We start from the raw sequence: 25,176 nt of genomic DNA on the forward strand, positions 1-25,176 counted from the left end.
CGCCCTTCCTAATAGGCCGGGGGGGACGCCCATCCCACTTTCAAGAGTGGAAGTTATTTAATTCTCATTCCTTACATAAATCCCACTCATAATTCTCATAGCGCTAGACAAAAATGCAACAATTTATCCCAAACCCATAGCATCATTTTCACATATTAATAATTTACCTTTCCCCTGATAATACCAAACATAACCCTCTCCACCCCCTTTGCCAAAATGACCTAATTTTCGATAATCTTCTTCAATCCCCTTGGTAAATCCTTTAACCAAATCGCAATCAGCTATCAAAGTTTCACCTTGTTTTAGTTCCACAATCTTAGCCGGTGAATTTGTAGCAGCTACAACTATAGCTTTTTGCTCGCGCAAAGCTGTAACAGCAATTCTCCACCTACCGTCATTAGAAGCAGCCACTTGTCGGAATTTCAGTTTTTTAGCACCGATAACTACATTGTCCGAACAAAACTGAAATACACCATCATCAAATTCCCACTGCTCCCCATCCGACAGAGCGATCGGCGTATAATGCAGGAAATTCCCTTTTTGTCTCGGTTCCAGTTTCACCGTACCAGTCCCTTGATATACAGGAGCGTTGTAGTCCATTTCCGTTGTTAAAGATACCCACATATCTTTTAAACGGTTATCCGTTTTATAAACACCGGAAGTCAATTTCCCCATACACCAATGCAGCGCACCTTTTTGAATGATCACTCCGGAATTATTCAAGTTAATTTCCGCTTGCTGAACGAGGGGAATATTCTTAGTGGGATGATAAAACTTGTTCGTTTCTGGATTGATATTATTTTGGACATACCACAAATCCGTTGGTTCCAAAACCTTGATTTCGTATTTCATAATTTACCTCGCCTATTTACGTGAAATGTGTTAAACATTTTACCCAAGATTAGGATCTGCCGCGATCCCGGACTTATCCGGTGAAATTTCTCTTTTGCAGACATCCTCTGCTACTGTTAAAGTATCTATAGCAATCCTAAATGAGCAGTAAATTTTTGATCCCACCCCAACACTCCCCTTATCAAGGGGAGGGAGTAAGAAATTTACAAATGATTTAGGATGGCTATAGCTATCTTAGCAATAGCAGACAGCGCCCCTCCACAATGGTTGAGAAAAATTTATGCCTGCGATCGCACAATCTCCCAATTTACCGATTTTACAAGAAATCAACTCAGGATTACCCAATATTTGCGGCTCCGAAGCAGAAATTAAGGCTGCAGCCAATAGCAACGAACCTGTCTTCCTACCTACCACAAATCTGCGCCTGGAAAACATTCAAGCCGGATTCGCCTGCGCCCTCCATATGCACCAACCCACAATTCCTGCGGGTGCAAACGGCGAACTGATCAGCAATCTCCACAATATGTTTGAACATCCCAACCAAGGAGACAACCACAACGCCGGAGTGTTTGCTTGGTGCTATTCTCGCATGGGAGAATTCATTCCCCAACTGATTGCCGAAGGCTGCAACCCGCGAATTATGCTCGATTATTCGGGCAACTTATTGTGGGGATTGCGCCAAATGGGACGCGACGATATCTTTGATAATCTCAAGCGGATTACCTGCGATCCTCAATATCAACCTCACGTAGAATGGCTGGGGACAATGTGGAGTCACGCCGTCATTCCTTCAACTCCCATTCCCGACATCAAACTCCAAATTCAAGCATGGCAACATCATTTTGCAGCCATTTTTGGCATTGATGCCCTCAAGCGCGTCAAAGGTTTTTCGCCCCCAGAAATGCACTTTCCCAATCACCCAGATACACTTTACGAATACATCAAAGCTTTGAAAGAATGCGGCTATCGCTGGCTGATGGTGCAAGAACATTCTGTAGAAAATCCAGACGGTTCGGGATTGTCGCAAGACCAAAAATATATTCCCAACCGTTTGGTTGCGCGCAATTCTCACGGCGAAACAATCAGCATCACGGCTTTGATTAAAACCCAAGGTTCGGATACGAAATTGGTGGGACAAATGCAGCCTTATTACGAAGCAAAAGGACGCAATAAACAGCAAATTGGCAATGTCACAGTTCCTTCTTTAGTCACTCAGATTGCTGACGGAGAAAATGGCGGCGTGATGATGAATGAATTTCCCAGCGCTTTTGTCAAAGCTTGGCACGAAAACCGCGAACAAGGCGGGGGAAAATCCGGTGTTGTTGGTTTAAACGGCACTGAATATTTGGAGATAATTGAAGCGGCGGGTGTTAATCCTGATGATTATCCGATTTGTCAAGGGGTTAACCAGCACAAAATCTGGCACCTAGTCGATGCTGATAGTGCAACACCGGAAAAAGTGGAAAGTGCGATCGCCCAACTCAAGCAAACCGACCATAATTTTCACATGGATGGTGCTTCTTGGACAAACGATTTGAGTTGGGTGAAAGGCTACGAAAATGTCTTGGAACCGATGAATCTACTCAGCGCTGCATTTCACAAAAAATACGATCCGCTGGTGCAGCAAGATGCCACCGTTACTAAGCAGTTTGAATACCAGCAAGCTTTGCTTTACAATTTGTTGGTGCAAACAAGCTGTTTCCGCTATTGGGGACAGGGAACTTGGACTGATTACGCCCGCGAACTTTACAACCGCGGCGCTGCTTTAATGAAGTAGGAGAATTTATTGTAAGGTGCGTCAGAAACAAATTGTTCGATCGGTATCAAATATCGGCGCTGACGCACCCTACGCCTGTTGGCAAAGTCCGAACAATTACCAATTAGTAATTACCAATTACCAACTCCTACATTTCCTGCATCAGCCGCAAGTAATTCTGCCGCATCTGCGTCATATTTTCCATCATTCTATTAGCCATATCTTTCTCAACATCGCTCATTTGCTGCCAAAATAAAGCCGATCGCCTCGCCATAATTGCTTCTTCCCATAGCATCTCCAAAAGTTGCGCCGCCATTGGGTTTTCAGCATCGATAATCCCACACAATTGCTGGAAGGCCCGGTTGGCTTCACTGTGACTACCAACATCCTGAGCCAGCGTCAGGCATTTTTTGAGTTGGACGATCGGATTTTCAGAAGAGTAAGCCATAATTTCACGAAGATAAGCTACAAAATTTACGCTGATACCTTTGACATTACTAGAGTTGTGACACAGCCGTACAGTTCCCTACATACCAGCGCCAAGGCAAATCCATGCCTTGAGAAATCCCGATCCGCGTAGTTTGGACAAAATTTATTGTACCCTCCTCCACAGCTTGCTGAAATTGCTCGCTCCGGTGTTCCAATCGCAGCGGTTGGCCTGCACCCAAGGGAAAACCGCTTAAAGTTCGATCGATCAGCAGTACCTTACACAGTTTCCCAGGCCCGGCGGCGAGGCGCGATCGCTTCTTCTCAGGAATTGCAGCGAATTCTTGGGGAACCACATCTACCTGCAAAGCTCGAATCAGCACACCACTAGCAACTCCCTCTGCATCCGTCACCACGTTAAAACAGTGATACATCCCGTAAATTAGGTAAATGTAGCTCATACCCGGAGGCCCGAACATCACCTCATTGCGAGGAGTGCGTTGTCGGTAAGCGTGACAAGCGGGATCTCCGGGCCCGTAAGCTTCGGTTTCGACAATCATTCCCCGAATCGTCTCGCCGTCAGGAAACTGCCGCACCAGCGAGCATCCCAGTAAATCTGGCGCTACGCTGGTAGATGGCCGCGCCAGCCAAAAAGATTCTACAATCTGAGTATTTGCACTCACTCAACAACAGCAGGTAAATTATGGACGTTAAGTTAGTTTTAGCAGTCTTGACAGCAGTTTTCACCGTTTGTTGTCTGTTCTTTGGCACAAAAAACGGATTCTACGATACTGACAAGTATCACGGTAACGGTTCTGCTCACTAATTTTAGGCGATTGTTAGTTGCTTAAAAAAACCGCCGCCTGTCAGTCAGCCGGCGGTTTTTTTTATGAACCACAGAGGCCACAGAGGACACAGAGAAAGAGAAACAGAGAGCGGAAAGAATGAAAAGAAGTTGACAAGTAATGACACACCAGATTGTTTTATGGGCTGCCATTAAGGGTGAATTTTGCCATCTGGCATTTTAGTTTCTTGCAAGCTAGGATTCTCTAATTCGGCCCATCCCGGCAAATTTAAGCGAACTGTCGCTCGCCGCACTGTTTGGTTTGCAGCAATTCCTTGAGTTGCTTTTGTTGGTTATAAAAAATTAGATTTTTTGCCACAATAAATACAACTGCGATCGACAATCCAGCAGTAAATAAATTATTTATTTTCCTAAATATCCGAAAAGCTTCGGGGGCTTTGTCTCGCTGTTAAGAGATTTCTACAATAGTGCGATCGACCTCTCCACAATTCCCACAAAAAAATACAGGCATCTCCCACAAGCAGTCTGGCGAAATTAAACACCGCCGATCGACAAATCCCGCCTCCTTTCCCTCGCTAGTGCTGCTTTGAGCTTGGCACTCGCCCCCCTCCGTCTGCTTCACTTTGCTTTGAGCAGTCCATAAACGGAATTTATTTTTACCCGAAGGCGCGCATTTGCATATACCTCCAGACTGAAATAAAAGAAACTTTATTTATATCCCTGGAATGAGTAAATCATCAAGAGATTTGAGGATGATTAATCTAGAAACGCAATACCGTACCTGCGCTGTTGATAAATTCTCAGCAACTACTTTTTTGGTCAAAATTGCTTTGAGAAATTAATTTACTCTAAAAACAGTTGGCAGCAGCTCAGGTTCCTTAACCTCGCCAGAACACACCCTACCTATAATCCCGACAATTCGGAGCGGCAATGAACACAATCAAACCCGAACCCAAAAGATCGCGCTTCATGGCTCTGCTGCTGACAACGCTGCTGACCTTTCCCTTTGTGAGTGCTTGCGGTTCTGACGAGCGAACTTACGCTCCCCCGCCTCCTGTTGACAACACTCGCGCTGGAGGAGTGCAAACTAATCGCGCCCCCACTCCTTCCCCACAAGCGAAAAAAGGACTGAACACGGCTCAAAAAGTAGGGATTACTTTAGCAGGAGCAGCGGCCCTTTACTACATCTACAATCAGTACAAAAATAAACAAGAAAAGGGGCCGCAGGGAAAACATTACCTTTCCAAAAACGGTCGCGTTTACTACCGCGATGCCCAGAATCGCGCGGTCTGGGTAACGCCCCCGCCGGGAGGAATTACAGTTCCGGAGTCCGAGGCAGTGCGTTACCGCGAATTCCAGGGGTACAACAACCAAAATACTGGTCGAGACCTTACTAGCTTGCCTGAAGCTACAAGTCCTGTTCCGGCACAGTAGTCTAAGCATTTGAGATTTTAGATTGCAGGTTCCCTGACTTTCAATTAAATGTGGGATTCCCAATCTAAAACAGTCGTTTTTCAACACCTAAAAAAGAGGAACTTTATCATGGTAGACGGATTTTTGCGGAAGTTAAAAGATGCGATCGTTGGGCCAGACAGCGAGCAATTCGATCCTGACGGCAATTACCAAGATGCCTCAAATCCCGGACAGTACGGCAACGTGACTCCAGCCAGCCAAGACCCCTACGGCGACCCGGCTGAGTACGGACAGTACGGCAACGTGACTCCAGCCAGCCAAGACCCCTACGGCGACCCCGCAGACTACGGACAGTACGGCAACGTGACTCCAGCCAGCCAAGACCCCTACGGCGACCCCGCAGACTACGCCGGTACCGACTACGGACAGTTCGGCAACCTGACTCCGGCCAGCGAAGACCCCTACGGCGACCCCGCAGACTATGTAGCGGATGCTGGAATGTTCGGCAACCTGACTCCGGCCAGCGAAGACCCCTACGGCGACCCGGCGGATGAGGAAGGGTTTAGTTAACTACCAGATACATTTAACCCGGTAAATCCCGAACTAAGCCAGGAATCACCGTGTATGGCAAGATAGAAAAAGCAGCAAGCTCTCCTATCAAGGAGGTATCTCTCAAAGCTTTCAATATTTTATTGAAAGCGCCATTTTTGTCCCTGTCCAGAGTGTGTCCGCACTTTGGACATTTAAATATTTTAGACCCGCCTAATTTAGAATGAACGTGTCCACATTTGGAACAGATTTTCGATGTGTACTCTTCTGTCACGTCTACTACAACACCACCATGCTTGGTAGCTTGATGCTTCAACGTTTGTTTAAAGCGATAATGGCTCAACGTAACCATCGCTCTAGCCGTTTTACTCGCCAACCTGCGTTTGCCTTTTTTGACCATTTGTTGTGTCTCAAAGGTTGGCAAGAAAATTAACTTGTACTTGCTTGTCAAATATTTTGCAGCTTTCTTGTGTAGTTCATTGACCAAGTTTTTAATCTTGCTCCTGATTGGGGCTGCTGATTTTCGCAGGCAATACCTTAGTCGCTTGAACTCTCTCCCTTTACTTACTCCAATACGGGACATTAATTTGTCTAGATGCCTTGCTAGGCGATAGATACGACCGATATCGTTTTTTCCTATTTCGATGAAGTCACTACCATCAAAACCAGTAAGAAAAGTTCTGACACCCGGATCTAAAGCAATAACTAAATCGCTCTCAATTGGCTTGATTTTTGGTACATCAATTGCATAGCAAATAAACCATTGCCTGTTAATCAAGCTAAGTGTCGGTTCGTGCTGCATTACCTCGATAATGGGCTCCGATGACTTGAATGTTAGTTCCTTAGTAGAAAGTGGGTAAAAAGTTCCTAGTTTCCAATTGGACGTTTGAAATCGGATAGTCTCAGATGCGTCGCAACGGCTTCTAAATTTTGCCGTTCCTTTTGTCTTTTTAGCTGCTTTGTGTGCTTCAAAAGCTTGGAACACTGCCATTTGGCGCGGATTGTAAGGTTGTTCAGACACCCAACTAGGGGCTGAGTCCATTATTTTCTTCCTTAAGTCATACTTACCAATTTTTTCATCTTTCAGGATAGCAATTGCTTGATTGTAACACCATCTACTTGCTGCAATCCAACTCCTCCACTTCGCTGCTAGCTTGGTTTCCGGGTAAACTCGAATCTTCTTTGATAGCAGATTTGTATTTTCGCAAACCATAGAGTCGGCTGCTAAAGACGTGGATGATGGCAAGGATATCTTCAACCATTTCTCGTTCTGGAGACAACTCGTTTCTGCTGAGAACCATGAGTTGGCAATTGTTTTGCTCGCAGATCCATTTGATAAGGTCGCCACCAAACCGGCACAGTCTGTCTTGGTGTCCGACCACAACTGCTGAGATATCTCCTGACATGACTTGTCCCAGAAGGGCAAGAAGCGCTTTTCTTTTGAAGTTGAGTCCGCCTCCGATGTCTTTAAAGACTTTAGCTTGCGGATAGAGGCTTTGGAGGTAACTGACTTGCCTATCAAGGTCTTCGCGCTGTTTGTAGCTGCTGACCCTGGCGTAGATGGCTGTAACTCGGTCATGTCCGGTTCCGAGAACGCTGTCGATATCATAGCGTCGCTGGTTAGAGGGAGTTCTGATTGCTGATATTTTGCCGACAAGTTCCCAGTTTCTAAGGGTTTTGTCTGAGACTTGCAAGATTTTGCAAGCTTCTCGTGGTGTGACATATCTGGTCATCGCTAGGGGGTATTTTTGCGTTCTCCAACCATAGTGCCAGGTTCTACAAGGATTTACCAGAATATTCTAAGAAATCGTTTACTTTGTAACATCAGCCGGGAAGTCTTGGGCGTATATTTAGAGGGGATTAATCAGAGCGCGGAGCCCCGTACCCCGTTGGGAATTACTCCTTGGGATGAAAGGCTCGTCGGGTTTCGGTACCGAAACCGACAATTATTCTTTTATACCCCAAGATGCTCGGGAAATACTCTGATACTATATTAGCAAGTGGGGGTGGAACTACCTCACTATAAAAAGCCTTTGAAAAAAAGGAAAAAGAAGCCTGCGGTCTAACTGTACTCAGTTGACCGTCAGGTTTGTTCACTTGATTAGAGTCGATGCCTCAATTGCTTGAGGACACATCTCCTTCAATTAGAGTCGATGCCTGTGTTACCACACGACACCTCTGGTTCAGAACGCGGACGTGCAGCTTTCACTGCATCCGGCTCCTAGTCTGACACCTAGTAAGTCGGGTTTAACCCGCTGTTCGGACTCTCACCTGACCATGAACGGTCTGATGCTGGTGACATTCACGATGTAGAACTTCCAAATTTATAGGTTTCCAATTGTTATGGTTGCCGTCGATATGGTGTAGTTCTGCAATATCACCTGACATGAACGATAGATTACATTCTGTACATTTGTGATTCTGTTTCTTGAGAAGTCGGGCCGTTATCCCATCGTAGTGAGCATTCTCTCGTTTTGACCAATAAACAAAATCGCCATCATAGGGTGATTTATCTCCCTTGACAATGACAAACTTGCAGGCTGACCAACTAACCGCAGGAAGTGCTCTTTTTATAACCTTATTGGTTTGATAACGGTTGTATCTTCCTTGTTTCCGAATGAATTTCCATAACCAATAGCGCAGTGACCACAGGTTGTGTTGACTCATATCGCAGAATCTATGGTAATTTCTCCACCCTCTTAGCACCGAACCACAGTTGTTGATTCGATGTTCGAGAGTGAAACGACTATCTTTTATCACTTTTTTAACTTTTGCCTTAATGCTAATTGTAGCTTTTTGACTTGGTGTTGAAATGAATTTACCATTGGGTTTAACTGAGAAGTTCCACCCAAGGAAGTCGCAACCATCTGTACTAGACCTCTTGCAAAAAAGATATATGTTATAATTAGAGGTTTTAAATTTAATCCCCTAGAGCTAACTCATAATTGTAAATTGCTGACAACAAATTACAACGCAGACCATAACGGCGACGACGATTGCGATAACGACTCGACAATATTTTAAAAATTTTGAGACTCCGATTAATGTGTTCAATCACAATTCTCTCTTGTGCTAGAACTCGATTGTAGCTTTTTTCTAGAAGAGAAAGTTTCCCATTTTTAGGTTTCTTTCTAGGGATATAACTATTGGAATGATAATTTTTTATCCCTTGATAGCCACTATCTTGTAAGCTATTTGTTTCCGGATGAAAATGAGTTTTACTTTTTTTAAACAAGTTAAAATCGTGGCAACTCCCTTGACCAAAAGCAGTGCAAATAATTTCTCTTGTCTCTTGATTAATTACCAATTTAGTTTTTAGAGTATGACATTTTTTTTGCCTGAATAATAGTTTTTTTGTTTTTTTTGGGGTCGTTCAATAGCTGTTTCTGTGACATCCATTACCACGAATTCTGGATAATCAGAGTCTTTGAGTAGTGCCTTTTTCCCAGGAATACGGAACTTTCCCGTTTTCATTAAAGTTGATTCTATGTCAGTTACAATTCGGCAAATAGTTGATTCAGATACTCCCCAACTTGTCCCAATATGAAAATATGTTCGATATTCTCGCCAATATTCCAAGGCGACTAAAACTTGTTCTTCGACAGTTAGGATGGTGCGACGCCCTCTTCTGTCTTTCTGATTTTCTGACTTGAAGTTCTCCAAGGCGTTAACCATTGCTTTTAAGGTTTCAATCTTAACGCCAAATCTACGTTTAAATTCACAAGGTTTTAAATTTAGATAAGATTGATTTTTCATGATTTATTTATTATGTAATGACCAACAGAGCTTTTTAGCATTTTATCTTGTTTCTAGGAAAACAAGAGTAAGAATAAGTTAGGAGTTTTGATTCAATCAACTAAAGCAAAAGTTTTAATTATATCATAAAATTATTTTGCAAGAGGTCTACTATGTACATTTGTGACAAGTTAAAAAAAAGTGCAAATTGTCAAGGGGGTAGACCAACAAAGGTAACATAGGATGAAACCTTTACCGGGCAAGCAGTTGAGCGATAATTGAACCAGTTATGAGTCGCAAAAAACGAATCAACCGAGATCATGCAAAGAAAAAAATCGTCCCCAAGTAGAAAATGAAGTAATCGCGAATCACCTGGAAGATTTATTAATTCCGGCAATGGCGGCCCAAAAAAGTTTTTATCGGCAACTAAATCTAAGAGATAGAATTCTGACACTACCATTAATGATGGCAGCAATATTAAGTTTATTATGGCGACCCGTAGCAGGAGTAACAGAATTAACCAGATTATTAAATAGAGAGGAATTTTTATGGTGTGAGCCACAAAAGATTAGTCAACAAGCATTATCGCTCAGATTTTTAACTTTGATCGCATTTTTATTTGAAAAAGTATTTAAACAATTACTACCTCATTTTCGACAAAAATGGTTAACAAGAAAATCAAGACCATTACCAGATAGCGTACAATTTGCCTGAAAAAACTTTGAAAATATCTGGATAGCTGACGGCTCAACATTAGAAGCATTGTTTCGTAAACTCGAAATTTTATCAGATGTGCCAATTGGTCAATTAGCCGGAAAAATGGGAGTAATCATAGACCTAGTAACTCATCTTCCCGAAGAAATTTGGTTGGGGGAAAATCCGAAACAAGCAGATACTAATTGGGAGGAAGATTTACTAAAAACAGTTAAGCCTAAAACCTTACTATTATTGGATCGAGGCTTCTATCACTTCGCTTTTTGGTCAAAACTAATCGAGCAAGAAATTGGATTGCTCACTCGAATTAAGAAAGGTGCATCTTATTAAATCGAGCGGGTATTAACCAATACTTATGATGTCAAATACCAGATAATTAAAATAGGTGCAGGCACAAAACAGACACCAGATTTGACTATAATTTTAGTACAAATTAGCTCCAAGACTTCCTGGCGATTTTATCTAAAAACTGTCCGAAAACCCGAAGTATTGCCCCCTATGTAGTAGCAAATTTATATCAAAAACGCTGGCGAATAGAAAACGCATTTTGTACAGTAAATAGACTCCTAAATTTAAGTTATTTATGGACAGGTTTGTCCAACGGAATCCCGATTAAGATTTGGGATATTTGGCTATTTTATGCGGTTTTGGTAGACTTAGGAGATGCCGTTGCGGATGAATTAGGAGTGTCAATGGAACGTGTTTCATTAGAAATGATTTATCGGGGGATGTCTCATTTTTCTGTGGCATATCAAAAAGGATTAGCTTCTGACCTAGTTAAGTATTTTGCCTACGCTAAAAATCAAGATTTAGGGATTGTTGAGCTAGGCATGAAAACCTCATGTCAGGCTAATTATTTCTCCTTTCCATGGAACTCAAAGAAGTCCCTAACAATTTTTTTTCAACAATAAAGGAACAAATGGAGTCATATTTTAATTGGGTTAACAGGTAAAAAATGAGTAAAATTACTCATTAACAATAGTGCTTTTAGCTTAACTTGTGAGTAATGCTCAATTATCGATAAAAGAAACCTAGCTGACGCACCCTACTGAAGTTAATTAGTCCTAGGGTGCGTCAGAAGAGAGTCTCTCAATTATCGATAAAAGAAACCTAGCTGACGCACCTTACTAAGGAATGAGAATTAAATAACTTCCACTCTTGAAAGTTGGATGGGCGTCCCGCCCGTCCAAAAAGGACGGGCGGGACGCCCATCCCACAATAACAATTAAAATTGTAAGTTATTTAATTCGCGCTCCTAAGCCAATTAGTCCTAGGGTGCGTCAGAAGAGAGTCTCTCAATTACCGATAAAAGAACCCTAGCTGACGCACCCTACTGAAGCCAAAACGCCCATGATTCTAATGGGAATTTAACCTTGACAAACGCGCGGGCTTCAGGTTGAGAATTTCAACCTACTTGTTCGATATACTGAGCGAGATCGTCGCGCAGGCGGCTGAGTTCGGCTTCGGTGGTGACGCGCACGCGATCGTCCCTAACCGTAATCAGCACTTTCGCAGCAAAAGGAGTTGGCCAGATATTCGGGTTGCAGAAAACCTCCAAAAATACATCCCCTGCATATCGATATTCCATCGGTTTTTGGGGAGAAGCTTTAGCGCCAGCGGTTTTGGCTGCTACAGCTTTCAAGCTTTCCATCAAAGCTGCAATTTCGCTTTGCAAATCCCGCGCGGCTTGCGGGGAAAAGCTAAAGGAGACAGAACCTTCGACTAAATTCAGTGTCAGCGGAGAAAGAGACATGGGCAATGAAATTTAACATACAATTGTTAATGATAAAAAATATAGTAACCCAAAAGAAGTACATTCCAGCTCAATTGGACTGCGAAACTGGTATTAATTAAAAATTGTCTCAAGAAGCTAGGCTAAATTAATGAATATAAATCTAGTCGCAAGCTAGATTCAGCAATACTTTTAACCTTTTATGACTTGATAAGCTTTAAACTAGAAGCCAGAAAACTTGACGGCTGAGCGAGGATATTTTATGGGTGCCGATAACCGTTCCGAAGTCCGCAAGGTTTTGATAATTACCTTATTGCTAAATTTGCTGGTGATGGCAATTAAAGCAGCCGTGGGATGGCTGACTGGTTCCCTGAGTTTGCTGGCAGATGCTTTGCACAGCGTCACGGACAGCGCTAATAATATTTTAGGATTGGTAACTAATCATTATGCCAATCCGCAGCCCGATCGCGATCATCCCTACGGACACCAAAAATTTGATGCTCTCGGAGCTCTGGGAATTGCTGCTTTTCTGGGAATTGCCTGTTTTGAAATTCTCAGTGGCGCTGTTGAAAGGTTGCTCAAAGGTGGCACAGTTGTCAAAATATCCCCAAATGAATTGTGGATATTACTGCTCGTACTGGGGATCAATATTTTTGTCACTTTTTACGAGCGCAGGGTTGGGAAACGTCTCGGTAGCGCGATTTTAGTGGCTGACGCGCAGCACACGATGAGCGATGTTTGGGTGACAATTATGGTCATCGGCGGCTTGATTGGTGTTTGGCAAGGGCAGGTTTGGAATATACCTCAATTACAATCCCTGGATGTGTTTTTGTCTTTTCCTGTGGCTGTTTTGGTATTTAGCAGCGGTTGGAAGGTTTTAACAGAAAATCTGCCTTGGTTGGTGGATGAAATGGCGATCGCACCGGAAGTTATTCACGCGATCGCGATCGATGTACCGGGGGTTGTTAACTGTCACTCGATCGCCTCCCGTGGCGTTGTAGGGCGTCAAGTATTTATTGATATGCACATGATTGTCGATGCTGTCGATGTAGAAACAGCTCACCGGATTACAGAAGAAGTAGAAGCCCGTTTGGAAGAACGTTTCAGCCCTGTACGCATCTTAATTCACGTTGAGCCGCCGGCTTACCATTCCGACGAAATTAGCTACAATTCTGAAAAATGAAGGCACAACCAGTGATTTTGAGACGGATACACGGATTAATTGAAGAATCGGGAAAGTATTTTTACTTACCGCAATTCCTCCAATTTTTTAAATCCTATCAATCGGGTTAGAGCGATCGCACTTAATTGAGTGGCAGTTTTCCACAGGAAAAGGGGGTTTTTCCACAGAAAAGGGCAAGTTTTCCACAATAGATCGATCGGCTGTCGTCGATTTCTGTCTTTCTATTTGTATAAATTCCAAGTATTTTGAATTTCTGTAGCCATTTCCCCCCGCAAATGCCAAGGTAGCAAAATCTCCACTTTTGAACCGAGAGCTCGCAGCCATCTCAACGGGTAGTGCGGATGGAATTTTTACTTTATTTTATCTGGTTCTAGCCTATCTACTCTCGATCGTAGCGGAAATTCTCCTACTCTGTTTTAGCGGACGATTCTCTTAATTCAGAGAAAGATGAAGAAATGTTTCGAGCGAGTTAGATTTGGGGGAGTGAGTGCGATCGCGCCTGAGTTGGTGAAAAAGCGATCGCCTTCTGGCACAATCAAAATTCAAGCCTCCAAAATCGAGCGATGCAGCCATTTCAAAACTGCATCGATGAGATTCGGATGGTTAGGAGAAATGCGTTTTACATTGTCGCATGGTCGATCGGTGATGATTGCGATCGTGCCTCCAAAAGCACTCAGTGCAGTTAGAAAAGGTTCGCTGAATTCGCGATCGATTTTAGAGTTGTAGAACACCAAAGCAACTCGTTTTTCTAGGTTTCTCAAATTCAGTCGCCAATAGGCTTTGAGCAGTGGCATAGTTGTGGGTGTTCCTTCTTGTCGTGCTGGACAACCTTGCTCTACCATTTGGATGTAGATATCAGTGGCAGGATTATCTGGAGGGTTAAATTCGCTACCATCAATACAAATCAGTTGTACTGCTCGATCGAGTTCTTCATTATGGGAAACCGCAGACTGAAGAACTGACAATTGCTCAACAAGCTTGAGGTGTCGAGCAGTAGAAGAGTTAGCAACCGAGATGTTTTCAAGTGTCTCTAAGTCAGTACAGGATGGTTGAACGCAACAAGCGTCATAAAATTCCGTATAACTCAAGTGATTAGCACAATGCCAAAGCAGTGAATAAGCAATTATATATAAATTACAGTCCGACTTAGCAACTGCATCTTCTACATAATCCTTTAGACCAAAAACTAGCCTTTGTAGTTGTGCTTTGTGAGTAATTTGTTTTAATTGGGCGGCAACACACAATTGAATTTGATTATCTTTTAAATCGACGATTAAATTTACCAACTTCTCAATAATTGATTGTTTTGATAATGCTTCAATTTTAAATAAGATTTCAATACAAATATGGCGTAATATGTTGTCTTTACTTATTTGGATAATTTCAATCATTTTATCGATGACTTCAAAATTAGTTTGTTTGATTTTGGCGATCGCAATTTCTTCGCCTATATATAATTTTCCAGTAAAATGATTTTGCATCAAATTTGCAAAGGTTAATTTTTGGGGATCGCTAATTATTGATACAAACTCAATATATTGTTTTTCCATAAAATAATTATTTATATTTTCTGTATCGTTACTTGTAGTTGAGTTTAACTGTTCGGTTGTATTATAATAATATTCTTCTACTTCATTAGCAATTAATTGGTCTAATTTATTAATACCTTCTACAATAAAGCCTTGGTTTTCCACATAGTCAAATAAAGATTCAATTAATAAATATATAATTGCTGATTCTTGTGAATTATTTAACAAGTCAATGATTGCTATGTTGACTTTTGAAATATCAATATCAAGTCTCTTGACTACACTAATAGCAGGAATAATATTTATGTGATTGTCTCGATTTTGACTTATGAAATTAATCAAAGCATCCAATACTTCTTGATTGTTGACTAAAGCGTTATGATTTAGGCTGAGTTTGTCTAAATGTGAAATAGCTAGCGATTGAATCATAAGATTTTGACTATTTAAAAATGATATTAACTTGCCAATAACCACTTTGTCCAAAATCTGACAATCCATTAAAACATTAATAATCGAAACATTTTGTAATTCGTATTGCTCATCTTCGTTCAATAAAGCATTAACTAAAAAATCCACGGCAATTTGCTTGAATTTATCATTTTTTAAAGCTATTTTTGCTACTTCTATGGCACGTCCCTCATGATCATCTTTTAATAATTTAGGAATTAATACTTTTAAGCATTCATGCTCCGGGTTGATTTTAAATAAAACTTCCAAAAGCCTAGATAGAGATAGTTCGTATAGCTCTAAATCAGTATTATTTATGACGACTTCACTTATAATATCACAGGCTTCTTTGGGAGCGTAATATTTTAAAGATTCTATGATGAATTCCTCATAACCAGGAAACATTAATTTGTATATTATTTTTGTTGGTGTCTTATTATCATCCAAGCAAACGCCATACACCCGTCTAGCAATAAATTCTATTTCGCCAGATTGACACCAGTAAACTATATTTAATGGTAGAAGCTTAAGCCGATACATATTTTTCCATTGATCTTCTTTAAAATTGGTTATTGTGTCGCTCAATTCTTTCTTTAACACTGCTGCAATTTGGGAGTTTTCTAACCATAATATAGCTACTTCTAGCCATTGGATTTCAAAGACTCGATAACGCTCCATGAAAAATTGATAATTATCAATTACTAAAGATGCAAAATATTCCTGGAATGTAGGATGAAAGAATGCGTAAACCGGTTCATCTGTTGCAGCTTCTCGATCTACCAAATTCAGCCAACCGAGATCCCAGGCTAATTTAAAAAGCCTATCGCCCATTTCTTTTTCAATTAAACTCAGCGGCAAGCGAAATCGAGTATCGCTATCCAATCCTGCTATAGACAAACGACCGAGGGCTTGATGTAATTCTTCTCGCAAACCTGGTTGAGTCGCCCAATCAATAACCGGTTGGGATGGTTTCCACTCATAGAAATAGCGGACAAAGTGTTGATATAGTTCGGCTTTGGTTTCTGGTAATTCGACTTGCTTATTTTGGCTGAATATTTGACACAGTAGAGATAAGCGAAGCGGATTTTTTACGAGTTGGCGGATGCGTTCTTTTTGCGGTTGTTGCAGCTTTTTCTGTAACTCCTGTCCCCGTTGAATATTTTTTGCTTCAGCAAACCACTGCTGAATAAAATCATCTACTTGCTCATGTTTAAACTCCTGAGTTTTGTAAGTATCAAAGCCTGTGAGGGGATTGTTGAGACGGGCATCCCAAACATTGGTTCGACAGGTCAATACAACCCGCACATTACCCAACCAATCAGTAAGCTGGTTTCTGATTTCCTCTAAGGACAAACAACTATTCGCCCCTACAGCCATTTCATCAACACCATCAAGTAACAGCCACACCCCACCGTGACGCAACCGTTTTTGTAGAGATGTTTTGTGAGACTTCTCTACATCAATATCAGGATAAACCAAAGCCATAGCTTCCGGTAACCATTCCTGAAGGATATAGTCTTTCAGTGTCTTTCCTTGCAAGCTTGCCAGCGCAATGCAAATCGGCAAATCTTGATTATTTTCCTGAATGTGAGTAGCGATTTTATCTAACAGCGTTGTCTTTCCTGCTCCTGGTTCGCCGACAATAGCAATATGTTTATTTTTTCCAGTAGGGTTTTGTCCAATAACGTCAGTCATGAATTCATCATGTTCGTAAATTCGGGTAACAACTTCCGCTTCTAATTGATGTAACAGTTCCATAGGCACATTGCCACTGCGACGCTGCTGCTGTTTCCGTTCGATTAATCCTAGCGGTACAAAAACATTGATTTCAAATCCCATTTCTGTCGCTCTCCGTCTAAATCGTTGCTCCTCTTGCTGCTCGTGTAACATTTCTTGGCAAACTCGCTGCCAATCAGTACCAATGTTTTGCTGTGGCTCTAGCTCGGAATTCTGCAAGTTTGAGTCATGTACGGTAATAAACTTTATGGGTTCAAATCCTAATGCTTTAAGAATTGAAATAGCATAGTTCCTATCGACTGGATTTCCCTTTAAAAAGCGTTTCACTGTGCTAATACTCACATACGCTTGCCTTTCAAGGTCTTCTTTAGACCAACCTCGTTTGTCTGGATTTAGTGGCTTTTCCAATTCAGCCATCCGTTGACGAACTTTATCCAAACCTGCGCCATCAATCCGAACACTGCGAGATGCCATAGTTTGACTCATTCCTAACAAACAAAGTGGATGAAATTGAGAATTTTGCATCTGTTGCATAGCCCGCCAGGGGTTTAAACCCCTGGCTCATAGCGAAAGTCCTCTAAAAGAGGACTAAATTCTGACTCAAAAAAGCGTTCTTCAGTCCACTTAAGTGGACTTTCGCTATGAGCCGTGGACTTGAGTCCACGGCGGGACAACAGCACAGGCGCAAAATCTCAATCAAAACTATCCCTAGCATAGTCAGCATCAAGTTTCTTGACCAGTTCAGATCAGTTCACTTTTTTCTGAACCGTTTTGCTCTGGAGAAATCCAGTTGACCCCAATAGGCTTGAATCATTAACACTCAAAGGTTCAGCTTATGACAGCCTTTCAACTCAGCCTTTTCCCAGACGAGCCACCTACTCCCATCGACTCCCTTAACAAAAAGAGAAGGGTAAAACTCCCATCCCAACCAACTGTAATTGAGCAATCCTGCACAACCCATAGAGCCGCACAACTGCTGGAGGTATCCACCACAACTCTCTACCGCGCTCGGAAAGAAGGCAAACCTTACGAGAAGGGCGCTTGGACTGCCACCGCTCTTGGTGCAAACGCTTGGACAGTCATCTACAACCCCTTTAATTCCCACTCACCCTAATCTGAAATAAAACTCATGCTATACGCCTTTGACTATGACAATTCTTTGTCTTCATTTCCCCAATTCCAAAGCGGAGAAATTATCAACGAGTTAGAAACGATCGCTATCGATATTCTAGAGATGATTTTAGGCGATCGCTTCCGTTACTGTCCCCAAGTTCCCCTAGAAATCATCTGTTCTCGTCGAGAAACTTTCACCCGTCTTCCCATTGAACTTTGGAAATTTTGGGTGAGTTCCAGAGTCGATATCGCCTTGATGGAACGCGGTTATTGTGCTAGTCGCAAAGCCAAACTGGTGATAGAATGTCAATCTCATTGGCACGATCGCCCAGAGGTGCAGGTGCGCGATCGCAAAAAAGCCCGACTCCTTGCATCTGTTGGCGTTCCCTTAGTATACCTGCGACAAATCGATCGAGATCGACGCTTCTATCGTTTCTACACTCCCAATGGACAAAAAGAAGTCTTCTACAACTCAATTACCCAACAAGGACGGACAGAACTGGAAGCATTTTTGCAACACTATTCAACACAGTTGACAGTTGACAGTTGACTCTTTGACTATAAACTTTCTGTGTAAGTCCTGTAATTAACACAGGACTTACAGACGGCATCTATCCAAATCGAAAATCAATAATCGACAATAGTATTACTCCCACTCGATCGTTCCCGGCGGCTTAGAAGTAATATCGTATTTTTTGCTCTGATCTACTGAATACCTTGTACCACATATAGATGGAATATGCTGGATGATTACAAATACCGATCGCAACTAGGACAACGATACAACATGGGTGGGAGGTGTGCGGACAAGCTGTAGTTTCTAAAATCTTAAAATTTGTGCATTTCGGACATTCTTTAAATATAACTTAGTGGCATAATTATCTATCTTTAGCCCTGGTCGCATTAATACCTTTATAACCGGGTTTTTTACCGTTGTTAAAGGCTAATTATGCCGTTTGTTTGTCCATCAAACCGAGTTTCTGGAAACCCGTGCGTCCAGGAGTATATCTTCCTATACAATGGTGACTTAATTCCGAATTGTGGTATATTTTCTGGGCGCGGGGATTTTGTAGGACAATGTTCGATATGAAACGTTTAAAATTAAAATCAATGCTGGCGGCGGCGATCGCGATCGCCCTTTGTTTAATTGCGATCGCCAGCTACGCCCAAGCGAACAAGACTTTAACACTCGCGACTTCCCCAGACTACCCGCCCTATGAATTTAAAGATACGGCTGTTAGCGGCAACGAAATTATCGGTTTTGACATCGATATTGCCAAATATATTACTAAAAAATTGGGTTACGAGCTGAAAGTAATTGGCATGGATTTTAACGGCTTAATTCCCGCTTTGCAGGCGGGAAGAGCCGATTTTGTGATGGCTGGAATGACTCCCACAGCAGAAAGGAAAAAAAATGTAGATTTTTCTGACCTTTACTACGAAGCTCAAAATACAATTGTCGCCAATAAAGGCAGCAATTTGACCAAAGCTGAAGATTTAGCCGGAAAAAAAGTAGGCGTTCAACTCGGAAGCATTCAGCAGGAAGCTGTGAAAAAAATGCCCGGTGTGCAACTGGCTGCTCTCAATAGGATTCCTGATATCATTCAAGAAATTAAATCGAACCGCATCGCCGCAGGAGTGATCGAGGATACTGTCGCTACGGGTTATGCCGCAGCGAACCCGGACTTGGAATTTAACACAATTCCGAATACTGAAGAAAGCGGTTCGGCGATCGCCTTTCCGAAAGGTTCGAGATTAGTTCCAGAATTCAACCGAGTCCTCCAACAAATGAAAGCCAGCGGTCAAATTAAGGAACTAGCTACTAAGTGGTTTTCTCGACCGATTCCGCAAGAAACTGCTCAAGCAAATCAGCCTGCGGTAGCCTCCAAGTTCGGGTTAGATTTTGGCAAAATCTTGCCGAGTTTGCCTTATATTTTGTCCGGGATTTGGGTAACGCTAACTTTTACCTTGCTGTCGGCATTTCTCGGATTTATCTGGGGAATTGTGCTGTCTCTGTTTAAGATTTCTAGCATTAAACCGCTGTTTTGGTTTGCCACTGCTTATACCTCAATTTTTCGAGGAACACCGCTAATTTTGCAGTTGACTTTAGTTTATTTTGCAACGCCGCAGCTTACGGGCTATAATATATCGGCGCTGCAAGCTGGCGTGATTACTTTTTTCTTGAATTCTGGGGCTTATATTTCCGAAACAATCCGCGCGGGAATTCAAGCCGTAGATAAAGGTCAAAAAGAAGCCGCAGAATCCCTTGGCGTTCCCTACAAACTGATGATGGGCGATATTATCTTGCCGCAAGCGTTGAAAAATATTTTGCCTGCATTGGTGAATGAAAGTATTGCTTTGCTGAAGGATTCAGCTTTAGTTTCAGTAATTGGCGTAGAAGACTTGCTGCGCCGCGCTACAATTGTGGGAGCAGAAAAGTATATTTACTTTGAACCTTTGATATTTGTCGGCGCAATTTATTATTTGATGGTGCTTAGTTTAACTTGGGGGGCCAATGTACTCGAACGTAGACTCCAAAGTAGCAGTTAAGGTCGATCGCCTGTATAAATCTTTTGGCAATCTCAAGGTTTTGCGCGAGATAACTACTGAGATTCATAAAGGAGAAGTGATTGCCATTATCGGCCCTTCGGGGTGCGGCAAGTCTACTTTTTTGCGGTGTTTGAATTTACTAGAAATTCCGACTTCGGGACACATATACATTGACGGAGTGGATATTACTTTGCCGAAGGCAGATATTATGAAAATCCGCCAGAAAGTAGGGATGGTTTTTCAGCATTTCCACTTGTTCCCGCACATGACTGTGCTGCAAAATGTGATCTATGCGCCTGTAAAGGTGAAGCAAATTGCTAAGGATGAGGCGCGTCTGAAGGGGTTAGAATTGCTGGAAAAAGTGGGTTTGTCAGATAAGGCCCAGGTTTATCCTTCTAAGCTTTCGGGGGGACAAAAACAGCGTGTGGCGATCGCCCGCTGTTTGGCTATGGAACCGGAAATTTTGTTGATGGACGAACCGACTTCTGCACTCGATCCAGAAATGGTTAAAGAAGTGTTAGATGTGATGAAAGCTTTGACAAAAACGGGAATTACGATGGCGATTGTAACTCACGAAATGGGTTTTGCGCGGGAAGTCGCCCACCGGATATTGTTTTTGGATGGCGGAAAGGTGGCGGAAGATGTGCCGCCCCAGGAGTTTTTTAGTAACCCTCAGTGCGATCGCGCCAAGCAATTTCTGGAAAAAATGCTTTAATCTGATATCGCATCCGCAATTAAACAGGTTTGTAGTTCGATCGCACATAATCTCACATTCTCAGCCCCGCACCCTACAATCACGACAATATTTAGTTTTAAATTCACCTTTTTTTAATGTTTTTTACTGTGCCGATCGCGCTGGCGATCGAGTTTAGCTAAAAATGCACCCGAAACATCCGCCAGAATGCTAATTATCCGATACAAAGCCACGGCACCCAGAATTATACCCGTAGAAAAGCGATCGGACAACAGGGCGATCGCCGTTGCTTCAAATACTCCCATTCCCCCCGGTGCTCCCGGTACGACTAAACCGACAACAAACGCAAAACAAAAAGCACCGAACAAGTTGGGAATATTGCTAAATTCCACCGGAGTTAAAGCCGTTACAGTTAGCAAAAAACCGCCGCCCCGCAATCCGATAAAACACATTTGTCCGATTAACGGCACTAAAGGATAGCGTTTAATTGGCAAATTAATTTTGCGGCGGGACTTGACAGGCAATCTTTTTTTAGCTAGATTGGAGGTAGACTCTACACGAAAATTCAGTTCCTCGCCCGCAGCCTCCTCAGCCTGGGAATTTTCCCCATTATTCTTGGATAACTTCAACCGCTCTACAAACAGAACGATCGGATTTAAAATTCGGGGATGAATCGCCGTTAAAATAGCAGCACAACCGACAATCCGCAACCACCAATTGAATTGGTCAAAACAAATCAACCCAATCAAAACGCCCGCAGAAGCCATCAGCAGCGGTTCCAGCAACACGCTGAGAGTAGCAGCTTTCGGGAAAATCCCTGCCTTTTTGGCGTCCAATATTCGACCCCAAAAATGCCAAATATTCCCCGGTAAATACTTGGCAATATTAGTTTTGAGAAAAACTTGAATCGCCCAGGCGGCAGTTACAGGTTGGCGGAATTCCCGCAAAATCAACATCCACACCCAGCCGACAAAAATTAGAGAAAATAAAGTGACGCCAAGGGCGATCGCCAGCAACGGAAAACTTTCGGCTCGAATTTGGATATTCGCGACTTCTCGCCAGTGAGTTAAAAAAGCTTTGGCAATAAATAAAAACGTCCCGCCCAAAATCAAATAGCGCAAATAAGGCTTTAAATGCGACTTCGCGATGTTGAAAAAATTCTGAATTCGATGCAAGTGTTGTTTTCCCATTTTCTGATCCCGATTTTGAATTTGGGATTAAGTTATACTGTTTTAGATTTTATATTTTAGAGCGGCTAAGGCCGAATTGTGGTTGATTTACACGGCATGATATGACGGAATAAATCTGTTTAACCTGAGATGTTGCATCCTTGTCAAGAACGGGCAAGATGCCCGTTCCACAATAACTCAACATTCTTGTGGAACAGGCATCTTGCCTGTTCCTAAACGGGCAAGATGCCCGTTCCACAATAACTCAACATTCTTGTGGAACAGGCATCTTGCCTGTTCCTAAACAAGTAATTGAGAATGGTGCAATATCTCAGTTTAACCTAACCTATGCACACATCTACAGACTGTGCGTAATGCCCGCCTTACAGACTATTTAGGGCGTTTTTAACCACAAACTTAAATTTAAAATCTAAAATTTAGATCGATATACCTCGCTAGGAGTACATTTCTATGTCCGGCCCGAGCCCTGACGGTTTTTCCTATCTTTTAGATGATAGCCCCAACAGTTTCGCCTTGACTCCGGGCTTTTTGACTCCTTATCCTAACGGACTTTTTGCCCTCGGCGGCAACGATTTTATTGTCGGTTCGTCGGATGCCGAAATAATTAGCGGTGATAATGGTAACGATCGCATTCTCGGCGGTGGCAATTCCGATACGCTGTTAGGTGGTGCGGGCAACGATTTGCTTAACGGTGGTGCCGGCGCAGACTTCCTGTTTGGCGATGCTGGCAGCGATACCTTGCAGGGAGGTAAGGGAGATGACGTGCTCAACGGCGGCGACGGCAGCGACGTTTTAGTGGGCGATGCGGGTAAAGATACGCTGACAGGGGGTTTGGGCCCAGATACCTTTGTCCTCCGCAGCAACTCCGCAGTCTCCGATCCGGCTGCTGCAGACGTGATTACTGACTTTAACAGTTTTGTGGATTCGATCGGACTGACTGACAATCTTACCGAAGCTGACTTGATTCTCGAAGAAATATCGATCGCCCCCGGTATTTCCAATACATTAATTAAAATTCGCCAATCCAATGCTATTTTAGGCTTGGTAGCCAACGCATCTCCACAAGACCTCGCCAATACATTCATCTCTGCAACTACCGTATTGGGCAACCAACTGGATCAAGCTCGCGATTTAGGCGTTTTGGGCGGCACTCAAACGATCGCAGACTCGCTTAGCAACGCCCGGCCAGACGGCCTTTACCGCTTTACTTTGCCTGCAACTAGCGACTTTAAATTAACTGTCAGCGGTTTGACGGCAGATGTTGATGTTGCTCTAATTAAAGATATTAACGGCGACAATTCTATTGACTTTACCGATATTATTGCTTCTTCTCAACAACCGAATTTATCGCCGGAAGCGATCGACATCAACGGTTTAGCCGCAGGAACTTACTTTATCCGAGTTTATCAATACCAAGGCAGTACAAATTTCTCCCTCAATCTGTCTGCAACCCCTGCAACTGTTTCTGATAACAATGCGAGCAACTTGCAGGGTTTTGACTCTCGTTTTGGGTTCGGTTTGGTGAATGCAGCGGCGGCAGTTGCTAAAGCTCAAGGTACTGCAACTTTTCCTGATGTTCCCGATTTGGGCGGCGACGAGTGGGGCAGAGATTTAATTAAAGCTCCAGAGGTTTGGGCCCAGGGATTGACTGGAGACGGAATTGTGGTGGCAGTTATCGACAGCGGAGTTGACTACAATCACCCGGATTTGACGGGGAATATTTGGAGCAATGTCGGGGAAACTGGTGTTGATGCGATCGGTCGCAATAAAGCTAGCAACGGGGTTGATGATGACAACAATGGCTTTGTTGACGATTTCCGAGGGTGGGATTTTGTCAACAACGATAATGACCCGATGGATGATAACAATCACGGCACTCATATATCGGGTTTAGTTGCTGCGAAAAAAGATGGGGTTGGGATTACTGGAACGGCTCCGACTGCGAAGATTATGCCTGTAAAAATACTTGATGGGGCAGGGGTGGGTAAAATTCGGGATGAAATTAATGCGATTAATTATGCGGTGGCAAATGGAGCAAAGATAATAAATGTGAGTTTGGGCGGCTTACAGTTAAATGCTCAAGAATTGGATGCGATTCGAGCAGCCGAAGCTCAAGGCGCGATCGTGATTTCGGCTGCGGGAAATGATGCTCGTCCACAAGTAGATTATCCGGCTCGGTTTGCCAATGAGGTAGGAATTGCTGTCGGTGGTGTTACCCGAAATGGCTTGTTTGGGGAGTATTCTAACCGGGCGGGTTCGCAGGCAATTAATTATTTTGTTGCTCCGGGTGGCGACGGTGGTAGGGCGGATTCTGGTGATGTTTATTCAACTGTGGCGCTTTCTCAACCGGGGATTCCCTATCGATATTTTTCCGGTACTTCAATGGGAGTGCCACAAGTATCCGGCGTGGTAGCTTTGATGTTGCAAGCTAATCCGAATCTGACTCCTGCTGATATTAAGAGGATTCTTGCGGAAACTGCGAATCGAGCTGTTTGAATTAATTGATAATTGGTAATTGGTAATTGGGAATCGGTAATGGGATTGACATACTTTTACCAGATTTCGTAGGGGCGGGTTTCACCAACAATATCAAATTTCTACTAACAATTTACATAAACCCGCCCCCACACAACTAACAATCTACATCCACATTGATTTGTATTGAATGCGAAAAATGTACCAGGGGTTTACCGTGGGATAGGGGCGGGTTTTATAGATTGTTAATTAACCTAAATATTGTTGGTGAAACCC

25 protein-coding genes are annotated in these 25,176 nt (G+C 42.8%); 13 read left to right on the plus strand and 12 right to left on the minus strand.

All coding sequences use genetic code 11. The features are described from left to right. Nucleotides 1–123 precede the first annotated feature (123 nt). Entirely contained in the window at nt 124–852 is a 729-nt protein-coding gene (locus QUB26_RS19040) for an AIM24 family protein (protein ID WP_333319221.1), read from the minus strand. Nucleotides 853–1,132: 280 nt separating this feature from the next. Here QUB26_RS19040 and QUB26_RS19045 point away from each other — a divergent pair, with 280 nt between their 5' ends. Then, complete coding sequence (locus QUB26_RS19045; RefSeq protein WP_333244058.1) at nt 1,133–2,629, plus strand: glycosyl hydrolase family 57; 1,497 nt, start codon at nt 1,133–1,135, stop codon at nt 2,627–2,629. Nucleotides 2,630–2,756: 127 nt separating this feature from the next. Here the strand turns inward: QUB26_RS19045 and QUB26_RS19050 are convergent, their stop codons facing one another. Together QUB26_RS19050 and QUB26_RS19055 are read right to left on the minus strand one after the other, a co-directional pair. Further along, entirely contained in the window at nt 2,757–3,056 is a 300-nt protein-coding gene (locus QUB26_RS19050; protein ID WP_333051735.1) for a hypothetical protein, read from the minus strand. Between the two features lie 49 nt (nt 3,057–3,105). Next, nucleotides 3,106–3,717, minus strand: coding sequence for a DNA-3-methyladenine glycosylase (locus QUB26_RS19055; protein WP_333209862.1), 612 nt, complete (start codon nt 3,715–3,717; stop codon nt 3,106–3,108). Between the two features lie 20 nt (nt 3,718–3,737). Between QUB26_RS19055 and QUB26_RS19060 the strand changes: the two genes are divergently transcribed. Beyond that, the gene (locus tag QUB26_RS19060) at nt 3,738–3,860 is read left to right on the plus strand and encodes a hypothetical protein (RefSeq protein WP_006633228.1); all 123 of its coding nucleotides are present in this window, start codon (nt 3,738–3,740) and stop codon (nt 3,858–3,860) included. Between the two features lie 427 nt (nt 3,861–4,287). Here QUB26_RS19060 and QUB26_RS19065 read toward each other — a convergent pair whose 3' ends face one another. After that, a complete protein-coding gene (locus QUB26_RS19065) occupies nt 4,288–4,461 on the minus strand; it encodes a hypothetical protein (protein WP_333244064.1) in 174 nt (57 codons plus the stop codon). A 308-nt stretch (nt 4,462–4,769) separates the two neighbouring features. Here QUB26_RS19065 and QUB26_RS19070 point away from each other — a divergent pair, with 308 nt between their 5' ends. Together QUB26_RS19070 and QUB26_RS19075 are read left to right on the plus strand one after the other, a co-directional pair. Further along, nucleotides 4,770–5,273: a hypothetical protein gene (locus QUB26_RS19070; RefSeq protein ID WP_333244067.1), complete on the plus strand. Its 504-nt coding sequence runs from the start codon at nt 4,770–4,772 to the stop codon at nt 5,271–5,273. Nucleotides 5,274–5,381: 108 nt separating this feature from the next. Continuing rightward, complete coding sequence (locus tag QUB26_RS19075; RefSeq protein ID WP_333244070.1) at nt 5,382–5,822, plus strand: translation initiation factor; 441 nt, start codon at nt 5,382–5,384, stop codon at nt 5,820–5,822. 13 nt (nt 5,823–5,835) lie between these two features. Here the strand turns inward: QUB26_RS19075 and QUB26_RS19080 are convergent, their stop codons facing one another. From QUB26_RS19080 to QUB26_RS19090, 4 genes are all read right to left on the minus strand, one after another. Next, a complete protein-coding gene (locus QUB26_RS19080; protein WP_333244073.1) occupies nt 5,836–7,014 on the minus strand; it encodes a transposase in 1,179 nt (392 codons plus the stop codon). Next, nucleotides 6,917–7,534: an IS607 family transposase gene (locus tag QUB26_RS19085; RefSeq protein ID WP_333244076.1), complete on the minus strand. Its 618-nt coding sequence runs from the start codon at nt 7,532–7,534 to the stop codon at nt 6,917–6,919. The genes QUB26_RS19080 and QUB26_RS19085 overlap by 98 nt, the downstream gene beginning before the upstream one ends. 514 nt (nt 7,535–8,048) lie before the next feature. After that, the gene (locus QUB26_RS32045) at nt 8,049–8,726 is read right to left on the minus strand and encodes a group II intron maturase-specific domain-containing protein (RefSeq protein WP_445299626.1); all 678 of its coding nucleotides are present in this window, start codon (nt 8,724–8,726) and stop codon (nt 8,049–8,051) included. After that, a protein-coding gene (locus QUB26_RS19090) for an IS5 family transposase (RefSeq protein WP_445299622.1) occupies nt 8,722–9,557 on the minus strand; the annotation gives its coding sequence in 2 pieces (ribosomal slippage) (nt 8,722–9,128 and nt 9,128–9,557; 837 coding nt in all). The genes QUB26_RS32045 and QUB26_RS19090 overlap by 5 nt, the downstream gene beginning before the upstream one ends. 375 nt (nt 9,558–9,932) lie before the next feature. Here QUB26_RS19090 and QUB26_RS32050 point away from each other — a divergent pair. From QUB26_RS32050 to QUB26_RS32060, 3 genes are all read left to right on the plus strand, one after another. Further along, complete coding sequence (locus QUB26_RS32050; RefSeq protein ID WP_445299623.1) at nt 9,933–10,250, plus strand: hypothetical protein; 318 nt, start codon at nt 9,933–9,935, stop codon at nt 10,248–10,250. A gap of 48 nt (nt 10,251–10,298) precedes the next feature. After that, nucleotides 10,299–10,580, plus strand: coding sequence for a hypothetical protein (locus QUB26_RS32055; RefSeq protein WP_445299624.1), 282 nt, complete (start codon nt 10,299–10,301; stop codon nt 10,578–10,580). Nucleotides 10,581–10,843: 263 nt separating this feature from the next. Further along, entirely contained in the window at nt 10,844–11,161 is a 318-nt protein-coding gene (locus QUB26_RS32060; protein WP_445299625.1) for a hypothetical protein, read from the plus strand. A 494-nt stretch (nt 11,162–11,655) separates the two neighbouring features. On the opposite strand, the gene QUB26_RS19100 is transcribed toward QUB26_RS32060, so the two are convergent. Then, nucleotides 11,656–12,003, minus strand: coding sequence for a hypothetical protein (locus QUB26_RS19100; RefSeq protein WP_015174783.1), 348 nt, complete (start codon nt 12,001–12,003; stop codon nt 11,656–11,658). Between the two features lie 241 nt (nt 12,004–12,244). Between QUB26_RS19100 and QUB26_RS19105 the strand changes: the two genes are divergently transcribed. Beyond that, complete coding sequence (locus QUB26_RS19105; RefSeq protein WP_333319224.1) at nt 12,245–13,165, plus strand: cation diffusion facilitator family transporter; 921 nt, start codon at nt 12,245–12,247, stop codon at nt 13,163–13,165. Nucleotides 13,166–13,252: 87 nt separating this feature from the next. On the opposite strand, the gene QUB26_RS19110 is transcribed toward QUB26_RS19105, so the two are convergent. Next, on the minus strand, nt 13,253–13,489 hold the full coding sequence (locus QUB26_RS19110; protein ID WP_333319226.1) for a hypothetical protein: 237 nt from the start codon (nt 13,487–13,489) through the stop codon (nt 13,253–13,255). A gap of 218 nt (nt 13,490–13,707) precedes the next feature. Continuing rightward, a complete protein-coding gene (locus tag QUB26_RS19115; RefSeq protein WP_333319228.1) occupies nt 13,708–17,403 on the minus strand; it encodes an NACHT C-terminal alpha/beta 1 domain-containing protein in 3,696 nt (1,231 codons plus the stop codon). 310 nt (nt 17,404–17,713) lie between these two features. On the opposite strand from QUB26_RS19115, the gene QUB26_RS19120 reads away from it, so the two are divergent. The 4 genes from QUB26_RS19120 (at nt 17,714) to QUB26_RS19135 (ending at nt 21,256) form a co-directional block, all read left to right on the plus strand. Beyond that, nucleotides 17,714–17,992, plus strand: a complete 279-nt coding sequence (locus QUB26_RS19120) for a hypothetical protein (protein WP_333319230.1) — start codon at nt 17,714–17,716, stop codon at nt 17,990–17,992. A gap of 15 nt (nt 17,993–18,007) precedes the next feature. Beyond that, the gene (locus tag QUB26_RS19125; protein WP_333319232.1) at nt 18,008–18,541 is read left to right on the plus strand and encodes a DUF2726 domain-containing protein; all 534 of its coding nucleotides are present in this window, start codon (nt 18,008–18,010) and stop codon (nt 18,539–18,541) included. Nucleotides 18,542–19,077: 536 nt separating this feature from the next. Continuing rightward, nucleotides 19,078–20,541, plus strand: coding sequence for an ABC transporter substrate-binding protein/permease (locus QUB26_RS19130; protein ID WP_333238516.1), 1,464 nt, complete (start codon nt 19,078–19,080; stop codon nt 20,539–20,541). Next, nucleotides 20,507–21,256, plus strand: coding sequence for an amino acid ABC transporter ATP-binding protein (locus QUB26_RS19135; RefSeq protein WP_333319234.1), 750 nt, complete (start codon nt 20,507–20,509; stop codon nt 21,254–21,256). The genes QUB26_RS19130 and QUB26_RS19135 overlap by 35 nt, the downstream gene beginning before the upstream one ends. Nucleotides 21,257–21,369: 113 nt before the next feature. Here QUB26_RS19135 and QUB26_RS19140 read toward each other — a convergent pair whose 3' ends face one another. Then, on the minus strand, nt 21,370–22,425 hold the full coding sequence (locus QUB26_RS19140) for a UPF0104 family protein (protein WP_333319236.1): 1,056 nt from the start codon (nt 22,423–22,425) through the stop codon (nt 21,370–21,372). 450 nt (nt 22,426–22,875) lie between these two features. Between QUB26_RS19140 and QUB26_RS19145 the strand changes: the two genes are divergently transcribed. Beyond that, a complete protein-coding gene (locus QUB26_RS19145; protein WP_333319238.1) occupies nt 22,876–24,921 on the plus strand; it encodes a S8 family serine peptidase in 2,046 nt (681 codons plus the stop codon). The last annotated feature ends 255 nt before the right edge of the window (nt 24,922–25,176 follow it).

It is taken from the genome of Microcoleus sp. B4-C1 (assembly GCF_036705285.1).
In the GTDB taxonomy this organism is placed as follows: domain Bacteria; phylum Cyanobacteriota; class Cyanobacteriia; order Cyanobacteriales; family Microcoleaceae; genus Microcoleus.

What these genes read in the sequence shown, in the direction of transcription:
- QUB26_RS32050 (WP_445299623.1), top strand. Translation starts at nt 9,933, where the DNA reads ATGGCGGCCCAAAAAAGTTTTTATCGGCAACTAAATCTAAGAGATAGA.
- QUB26_RS19145 (WP_333319238.1), top strand. Translation starts at nt 22,876, where the DNA reads ATGTCCGGCCCGAGCCCTGACGGTTTTTCCTATCTTTTAGATGATAGC.
- QUB26_RS19105 (WP_333319224.1), top strand. Translation starts at nt 12,245, where the DNA reads ATGGGTGCCGATAACCGTTCCGAAGTCCGCAAGGTTTTGATAATTACC.
- QUB26_RS19060 (WP_006633228.1), top strand. Translation starts at nt 3,738, where the DNA reads ATGGACGTTAAGTTAGTTTTAGCAGTCTTGACAGCAGTTTTCACCGTT.
- QUB26_RS19140 (WP_333319236.1), bottom strand. Translation starts at nt 22,425, where the DNA reads ATGGGAAAACAACACTTGCATCGAATTCAGAATTTTTTCAACATCGCG.
- QUB26_RS19125 (WP_333319232.1), top strand. Translation starts at nt 18,008, where the DNA reads ATGCTATACGCCTTTGACTATGACAATTCTTTGTCTTCATTTCCCCAA.
- QUB26_RS19100 (WP_015174783.1), bottom strand. Translation starts at nt 12,003, where the DNA reads ATGTCTCTTTCTCCGCTGACACTGAATTTAGTCGAAGGTTCTGTCTCC.
- QUB26_RS19080 (WP_333244073.1), bottom strand. Translation starts at nt 7,014, where the DNA reads ATGGTTTGCGAAAATACAAATCTGCTATCAAAGAAGATTCGAGTTTAC.
- QUB26_RS19115 (WP_333319228.1), bottom strand. Translation starts at nt 17,403, where the DNA reads ATGCAAAATTCTCAATTTCATCCACTTTGTTTGTTAGGAATGAGTCAA.
- QUB26_RS19070 (WP_333244067.1), top strand. Translation starts at nt 4,770, where the DNA reads ATGAACACAATCAAACCCGAACCCAAAAGATCGCGCTTCATGGCTCTG.
- QUB26_RS19110 (WP_333319226.1), bottom strand. Translation starts at nt 13,489, where the DNA reads ATGGCTGCGAGCTCTCGGTTCAAAAGTGGAGATTTTGCTACCTTGGCA.
- QUB26_RS19040 (WP_333319221.1), bottom strand. Translation starts at nt 852, where the DNA reads ATGAAATACGAAATCAAGGTTTTGGAACCAACGGATTTGTGGTATGTC.
- QUB26_RS19045 (WP_333244058.1), top strand. Translation starts at nt 1,133, where the DNA reads ATGCCTGCGATCGCACAATCTCCCAATTTACCGATTTTACAAGAAATC.
- QUB26_RS19050 (WP_333051735.1), bottom strand. Translation starts at nt 3,056, where the DNA reads ATGGCTTACTCTTCTGAAAATCCGATCGTCCAACTCAAAAAATGCCTG.
- QUB26_RS19085 (WP_333244076.1), bottom strand. Translation starts at nt 7,534, where the DNA reads ATGACCAGATATGTCACACCACGAGAAGCTTGCAAAATCTTGCAAGTC.
- QUB26_RS19075 (WP_333244070.1), top strand. Translation starts at nt 5,382, where the DNA reads ATGGTAGACGGATTTTTGCGGAAGTTAAAAGATGCGATCGTTGGGCCA.
- QUB26_RS19135 (WP_333319234.1), top strand. Translation starts at nt 20,507, where the DNA reads ATGTACTCGAACGTAGACTCCAAAGTAGCAGTTAAGGTCGATCGCCTG.
- QUB26_RS19120 (WP_333319230.1), top strand. Translation starts at nt 17,714, where the DNA reads ATGACAGCCTTTCAACTCAGCCTTTTCCCAGACGAGCCACCTACTCCC.
- QUB26_RS19130 (WP_333238516.1), top strand. Translation starts at nt 19,078, where the DNA reads ATGAAACGTTTAAAATTAAAATCAATGCTGGCGGCGGCGATCGCGATC.